This window comes from Natronomonas marina (assembly GCF_024298905.1).
Classification (GTDB): Archaea; Halobacteriota; Halobacteria; order Halobacteriales; family Haloarculaceae; genus Natronomonas; species Natronomonas marina.
Map to the genome: position 1 here is coordinate 390,193 of NZ_CP101154.1, position 23,775 is coordinate 413,967.

The window sequence follows — 23,775 nt, forward strand, 5'->3', positions numbered from 1 at the left end:
TTACGTTCGGGGTGCGGGCGCTCACTCGGCGTCCTCGAGTACCTCGTCGGGAATCTCGATGCCGAGCCCCGGTCCCTCCGGCGGGCGAATCGTGCCGTCGTCGTGCTCGAAGCCGTCTTCGAGCATGAACGACCAGACGTCCGGGGTCCACGGCGGCTCCATCGGGTACTCACACCACGGGCTGCCGGCGGCGGTCATGGCGTGGAGGTTCGCCGCGAAGCCGACGGCGTTCGTCCAGGTGTGGGGGACGAACCGGAGGCCGTGAGCCTGGCCCATCCGGGCGACGTCGACGGCCCCCCGGATGCCGGTCGCCAGCGCCGCGTCCGGCTGGAGGACGTCCAGCGAGCCGTACTCGACGAACTCCCGGAAGTGGTGGGTGCCGTTGTTGAACTCGCCGCCGGCGATGTCGACGTCGACGGCGTCCCGGAGGCGGGCGTATCCCTCGTAGTCGTGGCGGTGCAGCGGCTCCTCGAGCCACGCGACGCCGCCGACGTCTTCGAGTCCGCGGGCGAACTCCAGGGCCTCGGAGAAGGACCACTCGACCGGGTCCTCCATCACCCGGACCGCCCACCCCTTGTTCGCGTCGACCATCAGCGTCAACTCGGGGAACGCCTCCCGCACTCGCCGGACGGTCTCGATGTGGTCGAGTTCGGTGACGCGGAGTTTGACCGCCTCGAATCCCTCGTCGACGCGCTCCTCGACGTAGTCGATGCGGTCGTCGGCGTCCATCAACTCGCCCGTCGAGGCGTAGACCGGGATGTCGCGGGCCTCGGCGCCGAACAGTTCGTACACCGGCTTGCCGGCGTCCTTGCCGATGATGTCCCACAGCGCCATCTCGACGTGCCAGGGCCGCGGGCCGACGAGGTTGACGGTCTCGAGTTTGCCGAGGATCCCCTCGACGTTGTGGGGGTTCTCGCCGGTCAAAAACAGTTCCAGCGGCGTCTCGTACTCGAGACCGCCGGCGAAGGAGGGCGAGGCGCCGTAGCCGGTGATGCCCTCGTCGGTCTCGATCTCGAACAGTTCGAGTTCGTGGGTCGCCTGCGGATACCCCGGAATCCAGGTGGGGTAGAACGGTTCCTCGAGGGCGTGTTCGAGGTGGTACTGGTTGACGCCGGTTATCTGCATAGCGGCGAGGCGTGCGCCGTCCGCTTGAAAGTTGGCCCGGCGGTCACTCGAACGGCGAGCCGCCCGAGACCGCTCCCAGTCCGATGCCGTCGAACGGCTGAGGGTCGGTCTGGATACCGCCGAACTCGAAGCGTGCGCCGCCGTCGGCGGCGTCGGTAACCGACACCTCCCAGCCGTGGGCGACGGTGATGCTTCTGACGACCGGCAGCCCCAGTCCGGTGCCGCCGTGCGTCGAGTAGCCGTACTCGAAGACCTCGGCGCGGTCCTCGGTCGGGATCCCGGTTCCGTCGTCGGCGACGAAGAAACCGTCCGGACGCGTCCCGACCTCGACGGTCACGTCGTCGCCGCCATGAGTGACGGCATTGATGAAGAGGTTCTCCAGAAGCTGATTGAACCGGCTCTCGTCGGCCAGCAGTCGCTCGTCGCCGACGACCTCCAGTGTGGCGCCGCCGGTGTTGACCTCGTTCCAGGCGCGTTCGGCGGCCGCGGCCAGCGAGACGGGCGCCGTCTCCTCGACGACGCGACCCTCGTGACCCAGCGTCAGCAGGTCGTCGATGAGCGTCTCGATGCGGTCCGTGGCCGGATCGACGTCATCGAGGTGGGAGACGTCGCCGGTCTCGCGTGCGAGCCGGGTGTACCCCGTGATGGCGTTCAGCGGGTTCCGAAGATCGTGGGCCGCGATGCGGGTGAACTGTTCGAGGCGGCGGTTCTGCTCGCGCAACTGGCGCTGTCTGCGGACCTGTTCGGTGAGATCGGAGGCCAGCAGGACCGCACCGTCGCCGTCGAGTTCCACCTCGCGGAGCCGGAACCATCGCTCGGTCCCGTCGAGAGTGATCGCGCTCGGCTCCGCCTCGGCGTTCAGGAGTGGATCGGGAACCACCGACGATACCGGCGCTCCGAGCGGGTCGTCGACGATCGTGAGCCGTCTGGCGGCCGGGTTGAGGTCGACGAGTTCGCCCGTGCGGCTCACGACGAACACCGCGTCGTCGATGGCGTCGACGACCGCCGAGCGGGCGACGGGGGTCAGGTTCGTGACGCCGGTGCCGAACACCGCGTACGCCAGCAGGATGCCGCCGAACGCGAACCCGACGGGAGTCGGATCGACGGGAAAGGAGGGCCCGAACCGGAAGAGGTAGACGACGTTCGTCGCCCATGGAACCATCGTCCCGCCGAGGATGGCCGCGGACTGGCGGCGGTACTCCCGGTGGCTCTCGAGGGCGAACCACACGAGCAGGAGTGTTCCGGCGACCAGCAGGAGGTAACTGTAGGCGGCGTGAACGTAGAACAGCGGTCCCGAGGTCGCAACGAGTACCTCGCCGTTCCCGAACGGGACCGACCGAACCCCGACGAAAAAGAGGCCGTGTGTCGGGTTCGTCGCCAGTGCGGAAACCGTCCCCGCGGGAACGACGAAGAGCGCGGCGACCCGGCGGCGGGAGAGGGAGATGTCGCGGTTCGTGTAGTGGGCCACGAAGCGGAAGAACAGCACCGGGGTGGTCGCAACGCCCAGATACATCACGACCGTGAGGAGGTGCCAGCCGGCACGGGTCGGCACGAGCAGGCGCCCGAAGGCCCCGAGCGACCACAGCAGGAGTCCGACCATCACCGCGCCGAACGAGCGGGCGACGCGGTTGTCCCGCCGGGCCAGGCCGTACGTGGCCATGCTCGCGGTGAGAACTGTGGCGGCGGCGTAGCCGGCCCACAGCAGAAACGTCGTCGCCGACGACGATACCATTCGGTGATTGACACGGTGCCGCTTCGGATAATACTACCGGGCAGTTCGGCTATCGTCGTACGTTTCCGGATTCGGCGGCGTCGACGGCCGCCCCCGCCCGTTACATCCGGAGGTACTGGGCGTGGACGGTCCCCTCGAACTCGAGGACGTTGGCCTCCTCGACGAAGCCGTGTTCGACGGCGACCCCGACGGCGTCGTGGCCGACGAGGTTCGCAACCGTCGCCTTCGAGAGGCTGGCGACGACCTCCTCGGGGGTCGCCTCCTCGCCGTCGTAGAACTCCGGCTCGACGGTCAGCGACACCTCGCCGTTCTCGAAGGTGTCCCCGAGGACATCCGCGTCGCAGACGGAGACGAGCAGCCCCTCCTGTGTCGACCGCTCGCACAGCAGCATCATCGCTGGCGCTCTTCGACCATCCGCTCTTCGGCCTGCTGTCGCAGTTCCTCGGCCTCGTCGGCGACCTCCTCGGCGCGGTCGTCCTCGCCCATCTCCTCCAGCGCGCGGGCCTTCTCCTCGAGGACGTCGGGGCTGCGGTGGCCGAGTCGGAGCGCGTTGTCGAAACAGGAGACGGCGTCCTCGGCGAGTCCCCGCTCCAGGAGGAAGAAGCCGCGGTTGTACCAGCCCTGCGGGAACCGGGGATCGAGTTCGACGGCCCGCTCGGCGTGCTCCAGCGCCTGCTCGCTTTGCCCGGCCTTCCACAGCGCGTAGGCGAGATTGGTCTCCGCCGAAGCAGCGTGTTCGGAGTCGTCGTCGATTGCGAGCGCCTCCCGGTAGGCGTCGATGGCCCGCTGGAACTCCTGCAGTTCGGCGTGTGCGGCGCCCTTGTTCACCCACGCCTCCTGCTCGATGCCGTCGTCGTCGGTGAACTGCGCGGCACGCTCGAAGGTGTCGGTGGCCTGTTCGTGGCGGTTGATACGCATGTAGTCGAGCCCCACGTCGAGCAGTTCCTCGGCGTCGACCTGATCGGCCGGGATCTGCTCGCGGTCGAGGGTGTCGGCGACGACCCGGGAGTCGACGGGGTCGACCTGGTCGGGGTCGACGTCCAGCGACGGCGGGTCGATGTCGAAGCCCTCGTACGGCTCGCCGAACCCCTGCCCCTCGGAGAACTCGTGGGGTTCGTCGCGCTCGTCGTCTGTCATACGCCGAGGTTGGCCGCGAATGCGGGTAAGAGTTGCGACCCCACCCGGCGGCGGGCGATCGTGACCTCCGGTCCGGGGCCGGACGGGGTCGCCGACGCCGTCAGTCCAGCGATGTCGGCGTCCGCGACTGCTCGCCGTACTCGACGAGCGCCTCGAGTTCGTCCTCGGTCCCCTGGTTGGTCTGCCAGATGAACTCCTCGGCACGGATCGCCGCCGACTGCACGTCGTCGATGCGGGGAATGTCCGTCACGCCGGAGAAGACGACGACCGCAGCGACCCGGTCCTCGCCGGGCAGCGGGTAGTCGCCCGCCCGGACCTCCAGGCAGTCGGCGGTCTCTTCGAGCCAGCTTCGGGCCTGCTCGATGCCCTTGCGGTCGAGTTTCTCGGGCGGTCCGGAGACGACCAACAGCGCCCGTTTCGTGCTCTCGATCCCACAGGGGACGGTGAGCTGACCGAGGGTCGCCCGGCGGACGAGCGAGCTGATGCGTTCCGCGGAGCCGCCGTTCGCTGCGATGTCCGGCTCCTCGTCGGTGAAGCGGTCGAAGAAGCCGCCGGTGTCGTCCTCGACCGACTCCGATGCGTAGCCCACGCTCGTGATGCCGCGGTCGCCGAACGTGTTGATGATCTCGGAGGCGTCGACGACGGATTCGGCGACGGTGTCGCCGAGGGCGTCCACCTCGCCGGCCGAGAGTAGCGCACCGAACCGGGTGACGATCTCGTCGTTGATGGCGGCGTACCCCTCGGCGAGGCTCTCGCCGGTCGTCTTGAACGCGTCGTTGTCGAACAGCAGCAGGTTGTCGACGCTGTCGACGAACTTCTCCAGGGAGTCGGCCGCGTTCCGGTTGTAGATCCCGCCCTCGCTCTCGGCGGGCAGGATACCGAGTCCGTAGACCGGTTTGGCGTAGATCCGCTGGAGGTAGTCCGCCAGCACCGGACTCCCGCCGCTGCCGGTGCCGCCGCCGAGCCCCGCGAGGATGAGGAAGGCGTCGACCTCGCTCGTCGAGCCGTTCTCTATCGCCGTCTGTATCTCCCCGAGGTCCGTCTCCGTACACTCCCGCCCGAGGTCCGGTTCCGTCCCCGCACCGTGGCCGTTGACCACGGTCTGTCCGATGAGGACGCGGTTGTGTTTGGGGACGTGCTCGAGGGACATCAGGTCGGCCTTCGCGGAGTTGACCGCGACTGGCTGGTCGATGACGCCGGTACCTCTGTTCGTGTCGTATTCCAGGAAGCGGTCGAGGATCTTCCCGCCCGCTTGCCCGAAGCCGATTACTGCGAGTTTCATGGTTCGTTCTCCCGGGACACTCCAGCGCGGTCCGCCCCGCCGACGCCCCGAGCGTGCCAACCGCTCGGTCCCGATAGGTATTTAAACCGGTTTCAGTTTCGGTAAACGAAACCGAGCACGACCACCGGCGGCGCGGGAACTTTGTCGACGCCGGTCCCACCTAGCGTATGCGACTGTTCGTTAGCGTCGACCTCGAGGGCCTCGACGGGGCGGTGGCCGACGCACAGGAACCGTTCCGCGGCCTGCCGGGACTGAACCCCACCGACCCCGCGACGGCCCACGTAACGATGAAGTTCCTCGGGGAGGGCGACCACGACCTCGGGGCGCTGTCGGCCGCCATCGAGCGGGCCGTCGACTCGGCGGGTGTCGATCCCTTCGAGGCGCGCTTCGAGGGGCTCGGGGTCTTCCCCTCGATGGACTACATCAGCGTCGTCTGGCTCGGCGTCGCCGAGGGCAGCGAGGAGTTGACTGCGCTCCACGAGACGCTGGAGGACGAGACGACCGCCATCGGCTACGAGCCCGAATCCCACGAGTTCACGCCCCACGTCACGCTGGCGCGGATGGACAACGCCGCCGCGAAGGACGAGGTCCAGCGGGCGGTCCGCGAGCGCGACCCCGAGGTCGGGTCCCTCGGCGTCGAGGAACTCCGGCTCACGGAGAGCACGCTGACGCCCGACGGCCCCGAGTACGAGACGGTCGCGGCGTTCGAGCTCTGACCGGCGACCGCCGCCGCTCGCGGCTGTGGTACGTCGTCGCAATACCGGCGAAATATCGGGTACAACCCCGGGTATTATGCGAGTCACGTTTGCTAACCAGATAGCGCACGGAGGGGAGCCATGACAGACGAAGACACCACCTGGGACCGGACTGGGGTCGCCTTCCCGACCCGCAATCGCCGTCCGGCCAACGGGCACGACCGATGATAGTTGGGGTACCGACCGAGACCGTTCCGGGGGAGACGCGCGTCGCGCTCGTCCCGCCGAAGACCGAGGACCTCATCGAGGACGGCCACGAGGTAGTCGTCGCGTCCGGCGCCGGCACGGGGTCGGACTGGACCGACGCCGACTACCGCGAGGCCGGCTGTGAGGTCGTCGACGACCGCGAGACGGTGTTCGAACGCGCCGACGTCGTCGCACAGGTCCGGGCGATGGGCGCGAGACCGGACGACGACGTCGACCCCTACCGGGAGGGACAGGTCGTCGTCGGCCTGCTGGGTCCGTACGACCTGGACGACCGACTGCAGCGCCTCGCCGACACCGGGGTCACGGCCTTCGCGCTCGAACTCATGCCGCGCATCAGCCGGGCACAGAGCATGGACGCGCTGTCGTCGATGTCCAGCATCGGAGGCTACAAGTCGGCGATAGTCGCCGCCGAGGCGCTGCCGAAGATGTTCCCCCTGCAGATGACCGCCGCGGGCACCGTCCAGCCGGCCGAGGTGTTCGTCATCGGGGCCGGCGTCGCCGGCCTGCAGGCCATCGCCACGGCCGACCGCCTCGGCGCCTCCGTCCGCGGCTACGACATCCGCCTCGAGGTGAAACAGGAGGTCGAGAGCCTCGGCGCCGACTTCGTCGAACTCGACCTCGAGACCGAGGGCTCCGGCGACGACGAGGGGTACGCCCGCGAGATGGACGACGAGTTCCTCGAGAAACAGCGCCAGGAACTCACCCGCGTCGTCGGCGAGTCCGACGTGGTCATCACCACCGCGGCCGTCCCCGGCAAGCCCGCCCCGGAACTCGTCACCGAGGAGATGCTCGACGGGATGGATTCGGGCGGCGTCGTCGTCGACCTCTCGGCCGCGACGGGCGGCAACTGCGAGGTGACCGACCCCGGCGAGACGGTCGAGTACGACGGCGTCACCGTCTTCGGGCCGACGAACCTGCCCGCGACCGTCCCGCACCACGCCAGCCAACTGTACTCGAACAACGTCTCGAACTTCCTGGAGAACCTCTACGACGATGGCGAACTCGACACCGACGACGAGATCGTGGACTCGACGATGCTCACCCACGACGGCGACGTCCGCTGGACGCACCCGGCCGAGGCGGCCGACGACGGGGACGACTCCGAGGCGCCCGAGGGAGACGCCGCCGAAGCGGAGGGCGACGATGACGACTGAGACGGCCGGGCGGTCTCGGGCCGCGACGCGAACCCGGAGGGCCGATCCGTGACGGACCTCATCACGAACCTGACGTTCTTCGTCCTGGCGGCGTTCCTCGGCTACTCCATCATCACCAAGATCCCGGCGACGCTGCACACGCCGCTGATGTCGGGCGCCAACGCCATCACCGGCATCACGCTGGTCGGCGCCGTGGTGGTCGCCGGCTCCGGGTCGACGACGCTTGCGACCGCGCTCGGCTTCCTCGCGGTCGTGATGGCGACCATCAACGTCGTCGGGGGCTACCTGGTGAGCCACATCATGCTGCAGGACTTCCACGGGGGGAACTGACCGTGGTGGACTTCCTCTCGGATTCGGTGCTTCGGCTGGTCTACCTGGTCGCGGCGGTCCTGTTCATCCAGGGACTCCGCGACATGACCCACCCGCGGACGGCGGTCCGCGGGAACCTCACCTCGGCGGCCGGGATGCTCGTCGCCGTCGTCGTCACGCTGCTGAACTTCGAGATACTCTCGCCGGCCGTCCTGGTCGGGGGTCTCGCCGTCGGCAGCCTCGTCGGCGCCGGCCTCGGGATGACCGTCGACATGACCGAGATGCCGCAACTCGTCGGCGCGTTCAACGGCTTCGGCGGCGGCGCCTCCGCGCTCGTGGCCGGCGCCGAACTCGTCGCGCGGGCCGGCAACGGGGGCGCGTTCCCGACCGACGTCGCCGTCGCGGCGGCCGCCTCCGGCATCATCGGCGCCGTGACCTTCACCGGCAGCATGGTCGCCGCCGGCAAACTCCACGGCGTCGTCACCGGGTCGGCCATCCGCTACACCGGCGAACAGGTGGTCAAGGCGCTACTGCTGGGCGTCGCGGTGCTGGCGGGCGGCTACCTCGTCGTCCAGCCGGACCTGCTGTCGTCGGTGCTGCAGGGGTCGTGGGTGCCGGCGTTCTGGCTGCTCGTCGCCGCCGCCGCCGTTCTCGGCGTGATGCTCGTCATCCCCATCGGCGGGGCGGACATGCCCGTCGTCATCGCGCTGCTGAACGCCTACTCCGGGCTGGCGGCGGCCGGTACCGGGTTCGTCCTCACGAACACGGCCCTCATCATCGCGGGCACGCTCGTCGGCGCCGCCGGGTTCATCCTGACCGTCATCATGTGCGAGTCGATGAACCGCTCGCTGACCAACGTGCTGTTCGGCGGCTTCGGCGAGGAGGCCTCCAGCGAGGAGATGGACGACATCTACGAGGGCAACATCACGGAGACCTCGCCGGCAGAACTGGAGATGCTTCTGGACACCGCCGACCGGGTCGTCGTCGTGCCGGGCTACGGGATGGCGGTCGCACAGGCCCAGCACGCCGTCGCGGAACTGTCCGGGTTGCTCGACGAGGACGGCGTCGAGGTGGCGTTCGGCATCCATCCGGTCGCCGGCCGGATGCCGGGTCACATGAACGTCCTGCTGGCCGAGGCGGACGTCCCCTACGACAAGATGAAGGAACTCGAGGAGGTCAACCCGACCTTCTCGCAGACGGACGTGGTCATCGTCACCGGGGCCAACGACGTGGTGAACCCGCGGGCCAACGAGGCCGACGGCAGCCCCATCTCCGGGATGCCGGTGTTGAACGTCGGGGACGCTGGCACCGTCGTCGTCAACAAGCGGAGCCTCAGCCCCGGCTTCTCCGGGATTCCCAATCCGCTTTTCGCCCAGGACAACACGGTGATGCTGTTCGGCGACGGCAAGGAGACGATGCAGGAGGTCGTAAACGAGTACAAGGAGAACCGGTAGCGACCGACCCCACCGCTCGACCGTCCTCGAAACTCATTTAACCACCGCGGCGGAACGTCCGTCCACTATGAGCAAGAAGTCGAAGGCCAAGAAGAAGCGCCTCTCGAAACTCGAGCGGCAGAACAGCCGCGTGCCGGCCTGGGTCATCATGAAGACCGACCGCGACACGCTCCGCAACCACAAGCGCCGCAATTGGCGGCGGAACGACACGGACGAATGAGCGCCGAATTCGACGAGCGCGTCATGACGGTGCCGCTGCGGGACGTCCTCGCGGAGTCGAAGGGCCAGCGCGCCGACAAGGCCATGAGCCTCGTCCGCTCGCACCTCGCCCAGCACTTCAACGTCGCCGAGGACGACGTCCGCCTGGACCCCTCCATCAACGAGGCCGTCTGGTCGCGCGGCCGCTCGAAGCCCCCCGAGAAGCTCCGCGTCCGCGCCGCCCGCTTCGAGGAGGAGGGCGAGGCGGTCGTCGAGGCCGAGACCGCATAACGTGCTCCGTGCGGCCCTCTCCGGCTCCGCCTACGTCGGCGTCTTCGCGCGGGCCACCGACGATTGTCTCCTGATCCGTCCGGACGTCGAGGAGTCGCTGCTCGAGGAGTTCGAGGCGGAACTGGAGGTGCCGGCCGTCGAGACGACCGTCGCCGGGTCGACGACCGTCGGTTCGCTGGCCGTCGGCAACGACAGCGGCATCCTCGTCAGCGAGCGGGTCCGCGACCGCGAGGTCGACCGCATCGAGACGGCGACGGACCTGCCGGTCGTGGAGCTTCCGGGCCGCATCAACGCCGCCGGAAACGTCGTCCTCGCGAACAACGAGGGGGCCTACGCCCACCCCGACCTCTCCCGAAAGGCGATTCAGGCCGTCGAGGACGCCCTCGACGTCCCCGTCGAGCGTGGGACCCTCGCCGGCGTGCGGACCGTCGGGACGGCGGCCGTCGCCACCGACGACGGGGTGCTCTGTCATCCGAAGACGACCGACGAGGAACTGGACGCCCTCGAGGAACTGCTCGGCGTCTACGCCGACATCGGGACCATCAACTACGGTGGCCCGCTGGTCGGCTCCGGCCTCGTGGCCAACGAGAACGGCTACGTGGTCGGCCAGGACACTACGGGACCCGAACTCGGGCGCATCGAGGACGCGCTCGGCTACATCGACTGATACTGCCGGCCGCAATTACGCGGCGTCCGTTTCGTGATGTTCGACAGTGGCCGTTCCGTACGACCGGGTCTCCGCAACTACTGGTTCGGACAGCCACAGTACGAGCCGGCTTCGCTCCCGGCCCGCAGACCGGACGAAGTCACCCGAGAGCGCCCGATCAGGGCTCGACGACGAGTTTGCCGAGGAAGCTGTCCTCCATGACGGCGCGCTGTGCCTCGCCAGCCTCCTCGAGGTCGTAGGAGCGGGCTACCTCGATGGACAGCGCGCCGATGTCCATGAGGTGGGCGATACCCCGGAGCGGAACCCGGAGGTCGGGCGCGTTGAACAGGCTCATGAACTGGTAGCTCACGTCCTTCGAGCGGGCGGCGCCGTCGTTGGTGAACCCCGGCGCGGGATCGTTCTCGCCGATACCGACCACCCTCGCCTCCGGTGCGGCCACGTCGGCGTCGAACTGGAGGTAGTCGTCGAGTCGGTGGTCCAGCACCACGTCGACGCCGCCGTCGGACGCCGCCAGTACTTCGTCGACGAGGCCGTCGCTGGCGTAGTCGAGGACGGTGTCGGCGCCGAGGGCCGCGAGGTCGTCGTGGTAGTCGGGGCTGGCGGTGGTGACCGTCCGGGCGCTGACCGCGGCGGCTATCTGGACGGCGGCGTGGCCGACGCCGCCGGACCCGCCGTGGACGAGACAGTACTCGGCGGGGTCGAGGTTCGCGTGGTCGACGAGCGCGCGCCAGGCGGTCGCCGCGACGACGCCGGCCGCCCCCGCCTCGACGAGGTCGACGCCGTCTGGCAGGGCGACGACGCGGTCCCCGGGGACCGTCGCGTACTCGGCGTAGCCGCCCTGGTAGCCGGCGTTGCCGATGCCGGTGCCGAACACCCGGTCGCCGGTCTCGAAGTCCTCGATTCCCGCGCCCACCTCGCCGACGACGCCGGCGAAGTCGACGCCCGGGGTGAAGGGGAGACCGACGGGTTCGTAGGAGCCCTCCCGGAAGTACGTGTCCACGGGGTTGACACCCGCGGCGGCCACCTCGACGAGCAGTTCGTCGTCGGCCGGGTCGGGGCGGGACACGTCCTCGACGGCCAGTACCTCCGTGCCACCGTGCTCGGAGAGTCGGACGGCTCTCATGACGTGGATACACTCCCTGCGTCGGTATAAGCGTGTGTCCCGACGCGAGGCGGGGACGGCATCGGCGGCCCGGTCGGAGCGGCCGTCCCGAACCGGGATGAGGAAGATACTTCCCGCTCGCGGTCCGTCGTCCGTACATGAGCGAGTTTACTGTCCGGGGCCGGTTCCCCGCCCGCTACGGCGAGCAGGCGTTCGAGAAACAGGTCGAGGCACCCAACGAGGACGTCGCCGTCGAGCGGGCCTACGCGGAGTTCGGCTCCCAGCACGGGCTGAAGCGCACCCAGATCGACATCGACGGGGTGGACGCATGAGCCTCGGCGGTGGCGGTGGCGGCGGCGCCATGCAGCAGATCCAGCAGCAACTCCAGGCCCTCGAAGAGGAGAAGCAGGCCATCGAGGCCGAAATCGAGGCCGTCGAGGACGAGAAGGCCGAGATCGACGAGGCCATCGAGGCCATCGAGACGCTGGAGACCGACGACACGGTGCAGGTCCCGCTCGGTGGCGGCGCCTACGTCCGCGCGGAGATTCAGGACATGGACCAGGTCGTCGTCGGCCTGGGCGGCGGCTACGCCGCCGAGCGCGACAGCGAGGGCGCGGTCGACTCCCTGGAGACGAAGAAGGACACCCTCGACGACCGCATCGCCGAACTGGAAGACGAAATCGACGAGGTCGACGAGGAGACCGAGGAACTCGAACAGAAGGCCCAGCAGGCCCAGCAACAGCAGATGCAGCAGATGCAACAGCAGATGCAGCAGCAGGACGACGAGTAAGGCGCGATGTTCGACGGACTGAAAGAGAAGCTCGGCCGGTTCCAGGAGGACGTCGAGGAGGAGGCCGAGGCGGCCGACAGCGAGGCGGCGGACGACGCCGAGTCCGCCGAGCCCACCGAGTCCGCCGAATCCACCGCGTCTACCGACGCCGCTGCCGCCGACGAGTCCGACGAGAGCGAGGACGAGGAGGACGACGTCGGTCTCGCCAAGAAGGCGGCGCTGGCCGCGACGGGCAAGACCATCATCACCGAGTCGGAGCTCGAGGAGCCGCTCGAACAGCTCGAACTCGAGTTGCTGCAGGGCGACGTCGAGATGAGCGTCGCCCGGGAGATAACCGACCGCATCCGCGAGCGACTGGTCGGCGACACCCGCAAGCAGGTCGAGTCCGGCGAGCAGGTCGTCCAGCGGGCCATCGCCGACGCGCTCCGGGAGGTCATCGGCGTCGGCCAGTTCGACTTCGAGGGTCGCATCGCCGAGGCCGAGAAGCCAATCGTGATGGTGTTCACCGGCGTCAACGGCGTCGGCAAGACCACCTCCATCGCCAAGATGGCCCGGTGGCTGGAGGAGCGCGGCTACTCGTCGGTGCTGGCCAACGGCGACACCTACCGGGCCGGCGCAAACGAGCAGATCGAGGAGCACGCCGAGGTCCTCGGCAAGAAGATAATCACCCACGAGCAGGGCGGCGACCCGGCGGCGGTCATCTACGACGCCGTCGAGTACGCCGAGGCCAACGGCGTCGACGTCGTGCTGGGCGACACCGCCGGTCGCCTGCACACCTCCAACGACCTGATGGCGCAACTGGAGAAGATCGACCGCGTCGTCGACCCGGACATGACGCTGTTCGTCGACGAGGCCGTCGCGGGCCAGGACGCGACCAACCGGGCCGAGGAGTTCAACGACGCCGCCGAAATCGACGGCGCCATCCTCACGAAGGCCGACGCGGACTCCCAGGGCGGGGCCGCCATCTCCATCGCCCACGTCACCGGCAAGCCGATACTCTTCCTCGGGACCGGGCAGGGCTACGAGGACCTGGAGCGGTTCGACCCCGACGTCATCGTCGACCGCCTGCTCGACGAGGCGTAGGCCCGTGCGGGACGGTGTCGCCGTCGCCGTCCTCGCGGTCGCGTTCCTCGGCGTCGGGGTTTGGTTCGCCACCACGACCACCGACCTCCCGAGCGAGGCGGCCCCGAACGCCACGTTCTCCGTGAACGACCTCGACGACGGGACGGTCGCCGTCGAGCACGCGGGCGGCGAGCCGCTCGACGGCGACGCCGTCAGGGTGCTGGTCTACGAGGACCGACTCCTGCCGGACCGGACCGTCCACGCGTCGACGTGGGCGGAGAACGGGACCGTCGGCCCGGGTGATCGGCTCCGCATCGAGGACCCGCGGATCGAGTCCGGTCACAGAGTCGTCGTCCGGTGGTTCGGCGAAAACGGGCAGGCCAACCTCGCCGAGACGCGTCTCTAGGCGCCGGCCTCGGCGTCTGGGCCCGCCGCGGCGTCGGGTTCCTCGTAGGGCACCTCGAGCAGGCGGTCGCCGCAGTCCTCGCAGGCGACGCCGACGACGGTGGTCGACCGACAGCAGGACTCGACGACCTCGGTGTCGGCGGTGACGGGGCCACCACAGGCGGGGCAGATCTCGACGAAGACGCGGAGCCCGCCGAGCAGTTGGCTGCGGCGCTGTGGATCCAGGGCCTCCCAGCCGTCGACCCGCTCGGGGAGCTCCTTGGCGGCGGCGAGGTCGGCCAGAAGCGCCGCCCGGGACTCCCACTGGCCGATCTGCGTGCCGTTCTCCGTGGCGATGTAGGCCTCCCCGTAGGACTCGAAGACCACCTCGCCGCCGTCGAGGTCGAGCTGGTCGGCCAGTTCGACCCGCAGCGTCTCCTCGTCGGCGAGCCGTTCCATCCGCTCGCGCCAGTCGGTCTCGAAGGCGTCGGTGAGACAGAGGTCGTCGCTCTCCTCGCAGGGTTCGACGACGCCGGCCCCCAGGAGCACCGTCTCGGGGTCGAACTCCTCGGGGGCGACCGGCTCCGGGTCGGGCTGCTTGTCGAACTTCGCCAGCAGCCAGTCTGGGAAGTACCGCTTCGTGAGTTCGGGCGTCTTCGGGACGAGATAGCCCCGCAGCCAGATGCTCGCAACGCCCAGGGCGGCGAACCCGACCGCGACGGGCACCGAGACGAACGCGAGTCCGGCGGCCACGACCGCCGTGATCGCGAGGTTCGTCGCCGTGCAGGGAATACAGCGGTTCTCCCCGGTGTACTCCGGCTGTCGAACCCGGTCCAGCGCCTTGCTCGTCACTGACATAGACGGGTGTACGCCTGGGACAGCAAAAAAATGCCGTTGCGATGCGGGGAAATCAACCAGTCCGGCCGATGTCACGACGGCCGGCGTCCGTTTCCTATACCGGAATACGGTTTACTCCTCGTCCGGCACCCCTTCGCCGCCCCGACCTTCGCCGCCGGCGAAGCGGTCGGCGCCCTCGACTGCGGTCTCCAGTGCGCGGGAGCCGTGCCACCCCTCGGTCGCGAGGCCCTGCTCCAGCGTCGACCCCAGGCCGTCGTAGACGGCGGCTCTGTCGGTGCGGACCGTCTCCTGGGGAAAGCCCGCGACGAGTTCGGCCATCTCGACGGCGGTCTCCAGCGCCTCCCCCTCGGGAGTGAGGCGGTTGACCAGTCCCCACTCCTTTGCGGTCTCGGGGGCCAGTTCCCGCCCGGTCAGTATCAACTCCAGGGCCCGCCCGAGTCCGACCACTCGGGGCAACCGCTGGGTACCGCCGTCGACCAGCGGGACGCCGAACCGGCGCTCGAAGCAGCCGAACGTGGCCGACTCGCTCGCCACACGGAGGTCACACCACAGCGCCATCTCCAGGCCGCCCGCGACGCAGTGGCCCTCGATGGCCGCGATGGTCGGTTTCGAGACGCGCGTGCGCGTGAAGCCGAGCCACCCCTCCGGGCGGTCCTGCAGGTCCATCTCCTTGAGGTCCGCACCGGCCGAGAAGGTGCCCTCGCTGCCGGTCAGCACGCCGACCAGGGCGTCGTCGTCCCCGTCGAAGCGTTCCCAGGCGTCGCCGAGCGCCTCGGCGGTGGCGTCGTCGATTGCGTTGCGTCGCTCCGGGCGGTCGACCGTGACGACGGCCACGGGACCGCGGCGGTCGTACTCGACTGTCATGGCGGCGAATCGACCGACGGGAGCATAAAAGGGACGGCGCGCTGCCCCAGAATAAACCGTATGTCGGGATACGAAACTGCGACGCATGCGACCCGACACGTATTGTGGCTGCGATACGAAGTCACGCTGGACCCGCGCTAACCGTCGGTCGGGTCGCTGACATCACAACACATGCTTACGGATACCCCCGGCATCCACCACATCACGGGCATCGTTCGGGACGCACAGTCGAACGTCGACTTCTATGCCGGCGTCCTCGGTCTCCGCCTGGTCAAGCAGACGGTGAACTTCAACGAGAAGTTCACTCGGCACCTGTTCTACGGCGACGAAACCGGCTCGCCAGGTACTGTGCTGACGTTCTTCCCGTATCCCGCCGAGGACGACGGCCGCATCGGAACACCACAGATCGGCACCGCCTCGCTGACCGTCCCGCCGAACTCGGTGTCCTACTGGCGAGATCGACTCCGGACACGCGACGTTACCGTGGAGGGCCCGTTCGACCGGTTCGACGAGACGGTACTCCGGTTTACCGACCCGGACGGGACACGACTGGAACTGGTTACCGGCGAGTCGGACGTGGGTCCGTGGACGGACGGACCGGTCCCGGCGCGGCACGCCGTCCGCGGCATCCACGGCGTGACGCTGCTTTCGGCGAGGGTCTTCGTCACCGCGAGCGTCCTGGAGACGCTCGGGTTCGAACTGCTCGACCAGGAGGGCGACCGGGTTCGGTACCGGGCCCCTGGCGACCGGGCCACCGTCGTCGACCTCCTCGACCGAGACGCCGAATTCGGCCGGGAGGGCGCGGGCTCGATCCACCACGTCGCCGTCCGAGTCCCCGAGAAGGACCAACTCTACGAGTGGCACGATCTCTTCCGGGAACGCGGCTACGACGTCTCGCGGGTGAAGGACCGCCACTTCTTCCATTCCCTGTACGTCCGGGAACCCGGCGGCATTCTGCTGGAACTCGCCACGGAATCGCCGGGGCTTGCGGCGGGCGTCGACAGCGACCCCCCGAGTACGTCGCTGTTTCTCCCGCCGTGGCTCGAAGAGGACCGCGAGATGATCGAGGGGCAACTACGGCCGCTCGACCCCTCTCCCGGGACGGGAACGGACTGACGGGCCGACACCGGTTGCGGTACACTGATCTTTTCGGCTCCCGCTACCGGGTGTATGCCGCTGGAAGATCCCGACGAACTCCGGCGCGTTCTCGGATACGACCGGGTTGCCGTCGTGGGTGCATCGACGTCGCACGAGAAGGCAGCACACATCGTGCCGGCGTACCTCCGTCGGCACGGCTACGAACTCCGACCCGTCAATCCGGCGGCCGAGACGGTGTTCGGCACTCGGGCGTCCGATTCACTCGCGGGCGTTCCCGGGACGGTCGACGTCGTCGAGATATTCCGACCGAGCGAGGAGGTACCCGGAATCGTCGCGGCGGCGCTCGACCGCGACGACGTGGCGGCCATCTGGATGCAGCAGGGGATTCGGCACGACGAGGCCGCACGGAAAGCGGAGGCCGCCGGGCTCGACGTCGTGCAGGACCGCTGTATGAAGGTCGAACACGGCCGGTTGATCCGTCACCCGATGGACTAGCTCGGAATCGGTCGACGTGTGTTTCCGTTGCCGTAGACGAACCGACCGCCGAGTGGTCGGTGGCGAACGCCGACACCACCGGCGTTCTCGACCGGCGCAATCAGCCCAACTGCTCGCCGACGACGGCGTCGGCGTGCTCGATGAACTCCCCCTCGTTGCCGGCGGGTATCGTCGCGCCGGCGGCGACGTCGTGGCCGCCGCCGTCCCCGCCGGCGGCGCGGGCGGCCTCCCCCATCACGACCGAGAGGTCGAGGCCCTGGCTCACGAGCGGCCCCGTTCCGCGCCCGGAGACCTTCGTCTCCTCGTCGCTCTTGCGGGCGAAGGCGACGATTGGCATCTCGCGGGAGACGCCGTCGGCGCTCATCGACATGCCCGCGATGATGCCGACGATGGTCTCGCGTATCTCGTCGCCAGCGTCGAACCACTGGAGGTGCTCCTCGGTCGTGACGCCGTGCTCCTCGACCCACTCGATGCCCTCCGAGAGGTTCCGGCGGTGGGTCCGGAGCAGTTCCCGTGCCCGCTCCAGGGCGGCCTCGCGGTCGCCGAGACAGACCGCCAGTCCGACGTCGGCGCGCTCGTAGCGGGCCGTCGCGTTCAGAAGGGTCGAGAACTCGCTGGCGTCCCGCAGGGCGGTGCCCGGCGTCTCCTCGGTGAGGACGTAGGAGGTGCCGACGAGACGGTCGATCTTGAACGCCGGGACGCCCCTGGAGACGGCGTGCTGGACGAGGGCGCTGGCGACCGCCTGCTTCTCGTCGTCGGTCAGGTCGACCCACCGCTTCCAGGCGCCGTCGGCGCGGCAGTCGATGTCGAGGCCGTCGAGGAAGGAGACGACGCCGCGCTCGTCGTTCGTGATACCCGGAATCCGCACGTCGGAGGCGTACTCTAGCAGTTTCGGAAGCGGGCGGGTCTGCTTGCCGTACACCGCGAGGTCCTTCGTCTCCGCGAGGACGCCGGCCTCGACGCCCTCCGCGACGACCCCCTCGTTCGCGCCGTGCAGTTCCCCACCGCTGGCCTGCATGTCGCCGACGGCGCCGACGACGGCCAGCGCCGCCAGGTCGCGGTTCCCCAGTCGGGCCTCGGGGCCGCGCTCCGCCAGCGCCCGTGCGAGGACGTACGCCGCGCCCGCGCCCGACAGTTCCGAGGCGCCGTCGATGCCCTCCAGCAGGGGGTTGAGGTGGAACTCGGTGTCGGCGTCGGCCGGCTGGTGGTGGTCGGCGACGACGGGCGTGAACTCGCCCGCCTCCTCGTGGTCGGTGATGATGTCCAGTTGGCCGCTGCCGAAGTCGGTGAACAGCACGGTGTCGTACTCGCGGGCCGCGATGCCGGTGATCGAATCGGCGTCCAGTTGCTTCTCGAAGACCGTCTCGAAGGGGAGTCCCGCCCGCCGGAGCGCCGTCGCGGCGACGGCGGCGCTGGTCAGGCCGTCGGCGTCGATGTGGGAGGCCAGCAGTACGCGGTCGGCGTCGAGGAGGGCGTCCGCACACGCGCTGGCGCGCGCCTCGAGTTCCGGAACCGGAGCGTCCATCGGGCGTAGGTTGTGCGGCTCGGTGTATAAACCGTCGGTCGGCGGCGGCAGACCCGCTCAGAGACGCTCGACGACGGCCGCGGCGAGGGCGGCGAACTCGGCGTCGGCGGGGACGACGTCGACGCCGACACCGTACGATTCGGCGGTCTCGCGAGTCGGGTCGCCGATGGTCCCGACGACGGCGTCGTTCAGGCCCTCGACGGCGGCCGAACGGACGCCCCGCTCGTCGGCCGCCGCCAGGAAGTGCTCGACGGTCAGCGAGGAGGTGAAACAGGCGCCGTCGAGGCGGCCCTCGGCCGCCGCGACCGCCGACTCGCCCGCCTCCTCTGGCCGGACCAGCCGGTAGAGCACCGTCTCGTGGACGTACGCGCCGGCGTCGTTCAGGCCGTCCGTGAGGACCGCCGAGCCGTGGTCCGAGCGGGCCACCTCGACCCGCTCGCCCGCTACCTCGTCTTCGAGTTCCTCGACCAGCCCCGACGAGGAGTACTCCTCCGGGACGCGGTCGACGCGGTAGCCGTTCGATCTCAGCGCGTCGGCGGTCGCGGTCCCGATGGCGACGACCTCGCTCGCCGGCGTCCAGCCGGCATCGCGGGCCAGTTCGACGCCGGTCTTGCTCGTCAGTACCGTGTAGGCGGCGTCCTCGCGGGGGGTATCCCCGGTCGGTTCGACGGCCAGCATCGGGTCCGAGAGCGGCTCTGAACCCATCTCGCGGACGATTTCGGTGGCCTCGGCTGCGCGCTCGTCGTTCGGTCGGAAGAACGCGACCGTCTCAGCCATCCTCGCTCGGCCTCCCACCGTTCGCGCCCGAACGAATTTCGTATATCGACATGCGGTTTACTCAGTCTCCTCTCGCCCGTCTCGTTCGTTTCGGAGAAACGCCTTCACGCGCTCTCTCGTCGCCGCAACGTCGCCGACGACGGTGATGGCCGGCGGCTCGATTCCCTCGCTGTCGCGGACGTCGACGATGGTCTCGAGCGTACCGCTGGCGACCCGCTGGTCCGGCCAGGTCGCCCGCTCGATCAGCGCGACCGGCGTCTCGGGGTCCATGCCGGCGTCGAGCAGTTCCCCGGTGTAGGCCGGCAGTTTGCCGACGCCCATCAGCACGACCAGTGTCCCGCCCGTGTCCGCGAGGGCGTGCCAGTCGATGGCCGACTCGTCCTTCGTCGGGTCTTCGTGGCCGGTCACGAACGATACCGACGAGGTGTGATCGCGGTGCGTGACGGGGATTCCGGCGACACCGGCGCCCGCGATCGCGCTCGTGACGCCGGGGACGTACTCGAAGGGAATCCCGTTGTCGGCGAGATGCTCAGCCTCCTCGCCGCCGCGGCCGAAGACGAACGGGTCGCCGCCCTTGAGGCGGACGACGGTCTTGTCCTCTTCGGCCAACTCGACGAGGCGGCGGTTGGTGTACTCCTGGGGGGTCCACTCGCCGCCGGCGCGCTTGCCGACGTCCTCGCGTTTCGCCTCCGGGATGGACTCCAGAATCTCCGCGCCCGGCAGTTTGTCGTGGAGGACGACGTCGGCCGACTCGATGAGTCGCCTGGCCCTGACCGTCAGGAGGTCCGGGTCGCCGGGGCCGCTGCCGACCAGGTACACCGTGCCGGTCACTCCCCGTCCCCCCTGCGTGCCCGCTCGATGAGGTCCGCCGCGCCCTCCTCGGCCAGTTCCTCGGCGAGTTCGCTGGCGGCCTCGGGGTGGCGCTCGACTGGCAGGTCCCGGGTCGCCTCGATCTCCTCGGTGCCGTCCTGCGAGAGGACGCGAACCCGCGTGCGGACGTACTCGCCCTGGAGGACCGCGTGGATGCCGACGGGGGCGACGCAGCCGCCCCCGAGCGTCCCGAGGACCGTCCGCTCGACGGTGGTCACGACCCGCGTCCGCGGGTGGTCGAGTTCGTGGTTCAGCGTGTCGGCGACGTCGCCCTCTCGGGCCGTCACCGCGATGGTCCCCTGCCCCGGCGCCGGGACGAACGAGGCGGGGAGCCGCTGGAACGCCAGGGTGTCCAGCAGGTCGATGCGCTCGAGGCCGGCCTCCGCGAGGACGATGGCGTCGAAGACGGTTTCGATGTCACGGCCCAGCGCCTGTCGCCGTAGCTCCGGGAGGTCGTCGAACCACTCCTCGGCGGTCCGGTCGTAGCTCGCGTCGCCCTCCTCCTCTTGGGCCTCCAGGCGGCGTTCGTGCTCGGCCTGCAACGGCGGGGCCAGCAGTTTCTGGACGCGAGTGTCGACGTTCCCGCGTAGCGGTTCGACCGCCAAATCCGGGCGGGCCGAGAGTAACTGGGCCTTCCGGCGGAGGCTCGATGTCCCGACGGTCGCCCCCTCCGGGAGGTCCGGGAGGTCGGTCCCGTCCGGTGTCAGGAGGACGTCGTCCGCGGACGCCCGTTCGGGAACGGCCGCGACGACGAGTTCGTCGGGGAACTCCGTCGGCACGTCCTTCATCGAGTGGATCGCGGCGTCGACCTCGCCGTCGATGACCTTCTCGTCGAGGCTGCGGACGAACGCGCCGGTCTTGCCGAGTCGGTGTATCAGCTCGTCCCGGACGCTGTCGCCCGTCGTCTCCACCTCCACGAGTTCGACCTCCCGGCGTCGGCTCTCGAGGGCCCGGGCGACGCGCTGGGCCTGCCGCAGTGCGAGGTCCGACCCCCGCGTCGCCAGCCGAATCGTCTCTGTCATACCCGAAGGTGGGTGGCCGCGATTGAAACCCCCTTCGTCTCCCCCGGACACCGGCCGTCCGCTCCGGTCGCTCGTACGGTAAATCGGATACGGCTATACGAAACCGGTGGGACACGCCCGGCACGGACGCTCCTCCCAGGGAGTGTCTCGGCGGTCGATGCTGGGCTGATCGGGCGTCGAAAAGGGTTCGCCGTGGCGCTCAGGCCTCGACTTCGGCGCGCTCGCGGATGATGTTCTCCAGTTCCTCGGCGTCGTCAATGCGCTCCATCTCCTCGCGCTCGATGAGTGCGGTCCCTTCGACGGAATCCTGGCGGGCGCGCTCGACGACGTACACCGACCGGGTTCGCGTCACCTCACCCACCGAAGACATGATGCGGGCCCGCTTCTCGGCGGTGCGGTTGAACTCCGAGTGGCCGGTGAGCACCTTCCGGTCGCTTCCTTCGTCCTCGCTGATGGCCTTGAACGGCGCCCGCGACGTCGGGTGGACCTCGAAGCCGACCCGCGTCAGGACCGTGATGAGGTGGGCGTCGTCGGGGTCGGCCTCCGGTTCGTCGGGGTCGTCGGTCTCCTCGCGGACCTCCTCGGCACCCTCGAGGACGCTGACGGGGCTGGCGAGCGGCCGGTCGAAGATCTCCTCCAGTTCGGCGGCGACGTCGACGCTTGCGTTCATACCGTCCTCGTACTTGGAGACGGTGCGCCGCGAGACGCCGAGTTCGTTCGCGAGTTTGCCGAGCGACCACTCCCGGTCGGAGCGGACGTCCGACAGCAGGTCGCCGTCGATGTTGACGTACAGCCCTCCGGGTGCGGCGTAGATGAGCGGCGGCACCTCCTCGATGAACAGGTCCATCGCTGTGTCCGGCGACAGCACGGGCACGCCGTGTCTGAAGTAGACGACGCCCGGTTTGAGATCCTCGTTTCGGGTCCGGAGCCCGATGACCAGCGGCGTCGCCTCGAGGTACTCGCCGAGTCGGCGCATCTCGGCGCCCGTGTACCCGTCGAAGGCGTCGATGTTGGCCAGCACCTTCAACAGCACCACGTCGTCGCCGCGACGGGCCGCGATGTCGAAGCTCTTCGGGCGAATCGCACACCGGTCGCTCACCGCGAAGCCTGCGTCCTCGAGCATCGTGGTGACGTTGCCGACCAGTGCGGACCGGGACATAGAGGTATGTAAGCGTTTCCCTGGTTAAATGTGTTTCCCCGGCTCACACCGGCGCTATCTTGCGGTTGGGTGGGCACGAACGGCCGCCGGCTTTACGCACCGAAACCCGGTTAGGTACCCTTCCCGTATCCCTCTCCGTGACCGTCATCGGGCTGGACGACACCGACTCCCGCGAGCGGGGGATGTGTACGACCTACGTCGCCGATACCGTCGCTCGACGGCTCGTCGACGCGGGTGCGACCGTCGAGCGGGTGCTGCTCGTCCGGTGCAATCCGGCCGTCGAACACAAGACGCGGGGCAACGCCTCGCTGGCCGTCCACACCGACGCCGCTCCGGCGACCGCCGCCCGAATCGCCGTCGATGTCGTCGGTGCGGCCGCCGAGACTGCCGACGATCGGACGAACCCCGGTGTCGTCGTCGCCGACGGCTCGCCCGAGGCGGTTCCGGATCCGGTCGTCGACTTCGCACGAGAGGCCGTCAGCGGGCACCACACCCGCGAGCGCGCCCGCCGGGTCCTGTCCGAGGCCAGCTATCGCGCCGAGAGGTGGAAGAACGGCCGCGGCATTATCGGTTCCCTGGCGGCCGTCGGTGCGTGGGCCGCCTTCGACGAGTGGACCTACGAGCGCATCGCCTACCGTCGGTCGGACCGGTGGGGGACGGAGCGGGACGTCGACGTCGAGTCGGTCTTCGAGGCCGCCGAGACCGCCTATCCGACGGTGTGGGACACGGTCGACCGCGGGACCGGCGAGGCGGTCTGCGTTCCACGGACGCCGGGACCGGTGCTCTACGGCATCCGCGGCGACGACGCAGAGGCCTGTCGTGAGACTGCTGCCCGAATCGACTCCGAGCCGGTCGACCGGAGCCGGCTCTTCGTGACGAACCAGGGGACCGACGCCCACCTCCTCGACGGGACCGTTTCGGGTGCGGTGGACGGTCGGTCCTATCGCCTCGACGCGACCGTCTCGACGGCACCGGAGACCCGTCGCGGTGGTCACGTCTTCTTCGACGTCGACGGTGGGACGGCGCAACTGCAGTGCGTCGCCTTCGAGCCCACGAAGCGATTCCGCGACCGGATCCGGCGGCTCCGGGTCGGCGACGACCTGACCGTCTGCGGCGAGGTAAAAGCCGGCACCCTGAAACTCGAGAAGTTCGCCGTCAGGGCGCTTCGGGAGGTCGAGTCGGTCACGCCGACGTGCCCCGAGTGCGAGCGGACGATGGAGTCCGCCGGCCGCGGCCAGGGCTACCGGTGCCGCGACTGCGGAACGGCCGCGGACGGCAGGGTCGAACGACCCCTCGACCGCGACCTAGCAGTCGGCTGGTACGAGGTCCCGCCCCGGGCCAGGCGACACGTCGCCAAGCCGCTCGTCAGGGGCGGCTTCGACGGGCCGACTCACCCCGAGCGGTAGTCGAACGTTGTGAACTGTTGCCACAGTTTATGTGTGTCGGCGTCCCTGTGTC

General features: G+C 69.3%; 27 protein-coding genes. 14 read left to right on the top strand and 13 right to left on the bottom strand.

Annotated features, from left to right (window positions below; genetic code table 11):
• Positions 1-21: 21 nt before the first annotated feature.
• The 5 genes from NLF94_RS02090 to NLF94_RS02110 form a co-directional block, all read right to left on the bottom strand.
• A complete protein-coding gene (locus NLF94_RS02090) occupies positions 22-1,125 on the bottom strand; it encodes a mandelate racemase/muconate lactonizing enzyme family protein (protein WP_254839801.1) in 1,104 nt (367 codons plus the stop codon).
• 43 nt (positions 1,126-1,168) lie between these two features.
• Positions 1,169-2,857, bottom strand: a complete 1,689-nt coding sequence (locus NLF94_RS02095) for a sensor histidine kinase (RefSeq protein ID WP_254839802.1) — start codon at positions 2,855-2,857, stop codon at positions 1,169-1,171.
• Between the two features lie 100 nt (positions 2,858-2,957).
• Positions 2,958-3,248: a DUF424 domain-containing protein gene (locus NLF94_RS02100; RefSeq protein ID WP_254841391.1), complete on the bottom strand. Its 291-nt coding sequence runs from the start codon at positions 3,246-3,248 to the stop codon at positions 2,958-2,960.
• On the bottom strand, positions 3,248-3,994 hold the full coding sequence (locus tag NLF94_RS02105; protein WP_254839803.1) for a tetratricopeptide repeat protein: 747 nt from the start codon (positions 3,992-3,994) through the stop codon (positions 3,248-3,250). The genes NLF94_RS02100 and NLF94_RS02105 overlap by 1 nt, the downstream gene beginning before the upstream one ends.
• A gap of 100 nt (positions 3,995-4,094) precedes the next feature.
• Positions 4,095-5,276: a tubulin/FtsZ family protein gene (locus NLF94_RS02110; RefSeq protein ID WP_254839804.1), complete on the bottom strand. Its 1,182-nt coding sequence runs from the start codon at positions 5,274-5,276 to the stop codon at positions 4,095-4,097.
• Positions 5,277-5,443: 167 nt separating this feature from the next.
• On the opposite strand from NLF94_RS02110, the gene thpR reads away from it, so the two are divergent.
• From thpR to NLF94_RS02145, 7 genes are all read left to right on the top strand, one after another.
• The gene (gene thpR, locus NLF94_RS02115; protein WP_254839805.1) at positions 5,444-5,992 is read left to right on the top strand and encodes an RNA 2',3'-cyclic phosphodiesterase; all 549 of its coding nucleotides are present in this window, start codon (positions 5,444-5,446) and stop codon (positions 5,990-5,992) included.
• 203 nt (positions 5,993-6,195) lie between these two features.
• A complete protein-coding gene (locus NLF94_RS02120) occupies positions 6,196-7,392 on the top strand; it encodes a Re/Si-specific NAD(P)(+) transhydrogenase subunit alpha (protein WP_254839806.1) in 1,197 nt (398 codons plus the stop codon).
• Between the two features lie 48 nt (positions 7,393-7,440).
• A complete protein-coding gene (locus NLF94_RS02125) occupies positions 7,441-7,722 on the top strand; it encodes an NAD(P) transhydrogenase subunit alpha part 2 (RefSeq protein ID WP_254839807.1) in 282 nt (93 codons plus the stop codon).
• A gap of 2 nt (positions 7,723-7,724) precedes the next feature.
• Positions 7,725-9,155, top strand: coding sequence for an NAD(P)(+) transhydrogenase (Re/Si-specific) subunit beta (locus NLF94_RS02130; RefSeq protein ID WP_254839808.1), 1,431 nt, complete (start codon positions 7,725-7,727; stop codon positions 9,153-9,155).
• 67 nt (positions 9,156-9,222) lie between these two features.
• On the top strand, positions 9,223-9,375 hold the full coding sequence (locus NLF94_RS02135; RefSeq protein ID WP_254839809.1) for a 50S ribosomal protein L39e: 153 nt from the start codon (positions 9,223-9,225) through the stop codon (positions 9,373-9,375).
• Positions 9,372-9,644 carry a 50S ribosomal protein L31e gene (locus NLF94_RS02140; RefSeq protein ID WP_254839810.1) on the top strand — a complete coding sequence of 91 codons (273 nt, stop codon included), beginning with the start codon at positions 9,372-9,374 and terminating at the stop codon, positions 9,642-9,644. The genes NLF94_RS02135 and NLF94_RS02140 overlap by 4 nt, the downstream gene beginning before the upstream one ends.
• 1 nt (position 9,645) lies before the next feature.
• Entirely contained in the window at positions 9,646-10,311 is a 666-nt protein-coding gene (locus NLF94_RS02145) for a translation initiation factor IF-6 (RefSeq protein ID WP_254839811.1), read from the top strand.
• Positions 10,312-10,468: 157 nt separating this feature from the next.
• On the opposite strand, the gene NLF94_RS02150 is transcribed toward NLF94_RS02145, so the two are convergent.
• Complete coding sequence (locus NLF94_RS02150) at positions 10,469-11,434, bottom strand: NADPH:quinone reductase (protein WP_254839812.1); 966 nt, start codon at positions 11,432-11,434, stop codon at positions 10,469-10,471.
• A gap of 137 nt (positions 11,435-11,571) precedes the next feature.
• On the opposite strand from NLF94_RS02150, the gene rpl18a reads away from it, so the two are divergent.
• Genes rpl18a through NLF94_RS02170 form a run of 4 tightly spaced genes read left to right on the top strand, consistent with a single transcriptional unit; the run spans position 11,572 to position 13,671 of the window.
• The gene (rpl18a, locus tag NLF94_RS02155) at positions 11,572-11,745 is read left to right on the top strand and encodes a 50S ribosomal protein L18Ae (RefSeq protein ID WP_254839813.1); all 174 of its coding nucleotides are present in this window, start codon (positions 11,572-11,574) and stop codon (positions 11,743-11,745) included.
• Positions 11,742-12,203 (top strand): prefoldin subunit alpha, encoded by a 462-nt coding sequence (gene pfdA / locus NLF94_RS02160; protein WP_254839814.1) that lies wholly within the window; start codon positions 11,742-11,744, stop codon positions 12,201-12,203. Before rpl18a ends, pfdA begins: the two co-directional genes overlap by 4 nt.
• 6 nt (positions 12,204-12,209) lie before the next feature.
• A complete protein-coding gene (gene ftsY, locus NLF94_RS02165) occupies positions 12,210-13,286 on the top strand; it encodes a signal recognition particle-docking protein FtsY (RefSeq protein ID WP_254839815.1) in 1,077 nt (358 codons plus the stop codon).
• A 4-nt stretch (positions 13,287-13,290) separates the two neighbouring features.
• A complete protein-coding gene (locus NLF94_RS02170; RefSeq protein WP_254839816.1) occupies positions 13,291-13,671 on the top strand; it encodes a type IV pilin N-terminal domain-containing protein in 381 nt (126 codons plus the stop codon).
• Here NLF94_RS02170 and NLF94_RS02175 read toward each other — a convergent pair.
• Together NLF94_RS02175 and NLF94_RS02180 are read right to left on the bottom strand one after the other, a co-directional pair.
• The gene (locus NLF94_RS02175; RefSeq protein WP_254839817.1) at positions 13,668-14,507 is read right to left on the bottom strand and encodes a DUF8054 domain-containing protein; all 840 of its coding nucleotides are present in this window, start codon (positions 14,505-14,507) and stop codon (positions 13,668-13,670) included. The genes NLF94_RS02170 and NLF94_RS02175 overlap by 4 nt on opposite strands.
• Before the next feature lie 111 nt (positions 14,508-14,618).
• The gene (locus NLF94_RS02180) at positions 14,619-15,371 is read right to left on the bottom strand and encodes a crotonase/enoyl-CoA hydratase family protein (protein ID WP_254839818.1); all 753 of its coding nucleotides are present in this window, start codon (positions 15,369-15,371) and stop codon (positions 14,619-14,621) included.
• A 171-nt stretch (positions 15,372-15,542) separates the two neighbouring features.
• On the opposite strand from NLF94_RS02180, the gene NLF94_RS02185 reads away from it, so the two are divergent.
• Together NLF94_RS02185 and NLF94_RS02190 are read left to right on the top strand one after the other, a co-directional pair.
• Positions 15,543-16,487 carry a VOC family protein gene (locus NLF94_RS02185; protein ID WP_254839819.1) on the top strand — a complete coding sequence of 315 codons (945 nt, stop codon included), beginning with the start codon at positions 15,543-15,545 and terminating at the stop codon, positions 16,485-16,487.
• A gap of 54 nt (positions 16,488-16,541) precedes the next feature.
• A complete protein-coding gene (locus NLF94_RS02190) occupies positions 16,542-16,964 on the top strand; it encodes a CoA-binding protein (RefSeq protein WP_254839820.1) in 423 nt (140 codons plus the stop codon).
• Positions 16,965-17,064: 100 nt separating this feature from the next.
• Here NLF94_RS02190 and recJ read toward each other — a convergent pair whose 3' ends face one another.
• The 5 genes from recJ to NLF94_RS02215 all read right to left on the bottom strand — a co-directional run bounded on the left by recJ (position 17,065) and on the right by NLF94_RS02215 (position 22,317).
• Positions 17,065-18,489 (bottom strand): RecJ family nuclease, encoded by a 1,425-nt coding sequence (gene recJ / locus NLF94_RS02195; RefSeq protein WP_254839821.1) that lies wholly within the window; start codon positions 18,487-18,489, stop codon positions 17,065-17,067.
• Between the two features lie 57 nt (positions 18,490-18,546).
• The gene (locus NLF94_RS02200; RefSeq protein ID WP_254839822.1) at positions 18,547-19,266 is read right to left on the bottom strand and encodes a uroporphyrinogen-III synthase; all 720 of its coding nucleotides are present in this window, start codon (positions 19,264-19,266) and stop codon (positions 18,547-18,549) included.
• A gap of 57 nt (positions 19,267-19,323) precedes the next feature.
• Positions 19,324-20,097 carry a uroporphyrinogen-III C-methyltransferase gene (gene cobA, locus NLF94_RS02205; protein ID WP_254839823.1) on the bottom strand — a complete coding sequence of 258 codons (774 nt, stop codon included), beginning with the start codon at positions 20,095-20,097 and terminating at the stop codon, positions 19,324-19,326.
• On the bottom strand, positions 20,094-21,158 hold the full coding sequence (gene hemC / locus NLF94_RS02210; RefSeq protein WP_254839824.1) for a hydroxymethylbilane synthase: 1,065 nt from the start codon (positions 21,156-21,158) through the stop codon (positions 20,094-20,096). The genes cobA and hemC overlap by 4 nt, the downstream gene beginning before the upstream one ends.
• 199 nt (positions 21,159-21,357) lie before the next feature.
• Positions 21,358-22,317: a transcriptional regulator gene (locus NLF94_RS02215; protein WP_254839825.1), complete on the bottom strand. Its 960-nt coding sequence runs from the start codon at positions 22,315-22,317 to the stop codon at positions 21,358-21,360.
• A gap of 137 nt (positions 22,318-22,454) precedes the next feature.
• On the opposite strand from NLF94_RS02215, the gene NLF94_RS02220 reads away from it, so the two are divergent.
• The gene (locus NLF94_RS02220; RefSeq protein ID WP_254839826.1) at positions 22,455-23,723 is read left to right on the top strand and encodes a tRNA(Ile)(2)-agmatinylcytidine synthase; all 1,269 of its coding nucleotides are present in this window, start codon (positions 22,455-22,457) and stop codon (positions 23,721-23,723) included.
• Positions 23,724-23,775 lie beyond the last annotated feature (52 nt).

Bases quoted from the DNA above. Each gene is read 5' to 3' on its own strand.
- NLF94_RS02090 (WP_254839801.1), bottom strand. From the start codon at position 1,125: ATGCAGATAACCGGCGTCAACCAGTACCACCTCGAACACGCCCTCGAG.
- NLF94_RS02095 (WP_254839802.1), bottom strand. From the start codon at position 2,857: ATGGTATCGTCGTCGGCGACGACGTTTCTGCTGTGGGCCGGCTACGCC.
- NLF94_RS02100 (WP_254841391.1), bottom strand. From the start codon at position 3,248: ATGCTGCTGTGCGAGCGGTCGACACAGGAGGGGCTGCTCGTCTCCGTC.
- NLF94_RS02105 (WP_254839803.1), bottom strand. From the start codon at position 3,994: ATGACAGACGACGAGCGCGACGAACCCCACGAGTTCTCCGAGGGGCAG.
- NLF94_RS02110 (WP_254839804.1), bottom strand. From the start codon at position 5,276: ATGAAACTCGCAGTAATCGGCTTCGGGCAAGCGGGCGGGAAGATCCTC.
- thpR (WP_254839805.1), top strand. From the start codon at position 5,444: ATGCGACTGTTCGTTAGCGTCGACCTCGAGGGCCTCGACGGGGCGGTG.
- NLF94_RS02120 (WP_254839806.1), top strand. From the start codon at position 6,196: ATGATAGTTGGGGTACCGACCGAGACCGTTCCGGGGGAGACGCGCGTC.
- NLF94_RS02135 (WP_254839809.1), top strand. From the start codon at position 9,223: ATGAGCAAGAAGTCGAAGGCCAAGAAGAAGCGCCTCTCGAAACTCGAG.
- NLF94_RS02140 (WP_254839810.1), top strand. From the start codon at position 9,372: ATGAGCGCCGAATTCGACGAGCGCGTCATGACGGTGCCGCTGCGGGAC.
- NLF94_RS02150 (WP_254839812.1), bottom strand. From the start codon at position 11,434: ATGAGAGCCGTCCGACTCTCCGAGCACGGTGGCACGGAGGTACTGGCC.
- rpl18a (WP_254839813.1), top strand. From the start codon at position 11,572: ATGAGCGAGTTTACTGTCCGGGGCCGGTTCCCCGCCCGCTACGGCGAG.
- pfdA (WP_254839814.1), top strand. From the start codon at position 11,742: ATGAGCCTCGGCGGTGGCGGTGGCGGCGGCGCCATGCAGCAGATCCAG.
- ftsY (WP_254839815.1), top strand. From the start codon at position 12,210: ATGTTCGACGGACTGAAAGAGAAGCTCGGCCGGTTCCAGGAGGACGTC.
- NLF94_RS02175 (WP_254839817.1), bottom strand. From the start codon at position 14,507: ATGTCAGTGACGAGCAAGGCGCTGGACCGGGTTCGACAGCCGGAGTAC.
- NLF94_RS02180 (WP_254839818.1), bottom strand. From the start codon at position 15,371: ATGACAGTCGAGTACGACCGCCGCGGTCCCGTGGCCGTCGTCACGGTC.
- NLF94_RS02185 (WP_254839819.1), top strand. From the start codon at position 15,543: ATGCTTACGGATACCCCCGGCATCCACCACATCACGGGCATCGTTCGG.
- NLF94_RS02190 (WP_254839820.1), top strand. From the start codon at position 16,542: ATGCCGCTGGAAGATCCCGACGAACTCCGGCGCGTTCTCGGATACGAC.
- recJ (WP_254839821.1), bottom strand. From the start codon at position 18,489: ATGGACGCTCCGGTTCCGGAACTCGAGGCGCGCGCCAGCGCGTGTGCG.
- NLF94_RS02200 (WP_254839822.1), bottom strand. From the start codon at position 19,266: ATGGCTGAGACGGTCGCGTTCTTCCGACCGAACGACGAGCGCGCAGCC.
- hemC (WP_254839824.1), bottom strand. From the start codon at position 21,158: ATGACAGAGACGATTCGGCTGGCGACGCGGGGGTCGGACCTCGCACTG.
- NLF94_RS02215 (WP_254839825.1), bottom strand. From the start codon at position 22,317: ATGTCCCGGTCCGCACTGGTCGGCAACGTCACCACGATGCTCGAGGAC.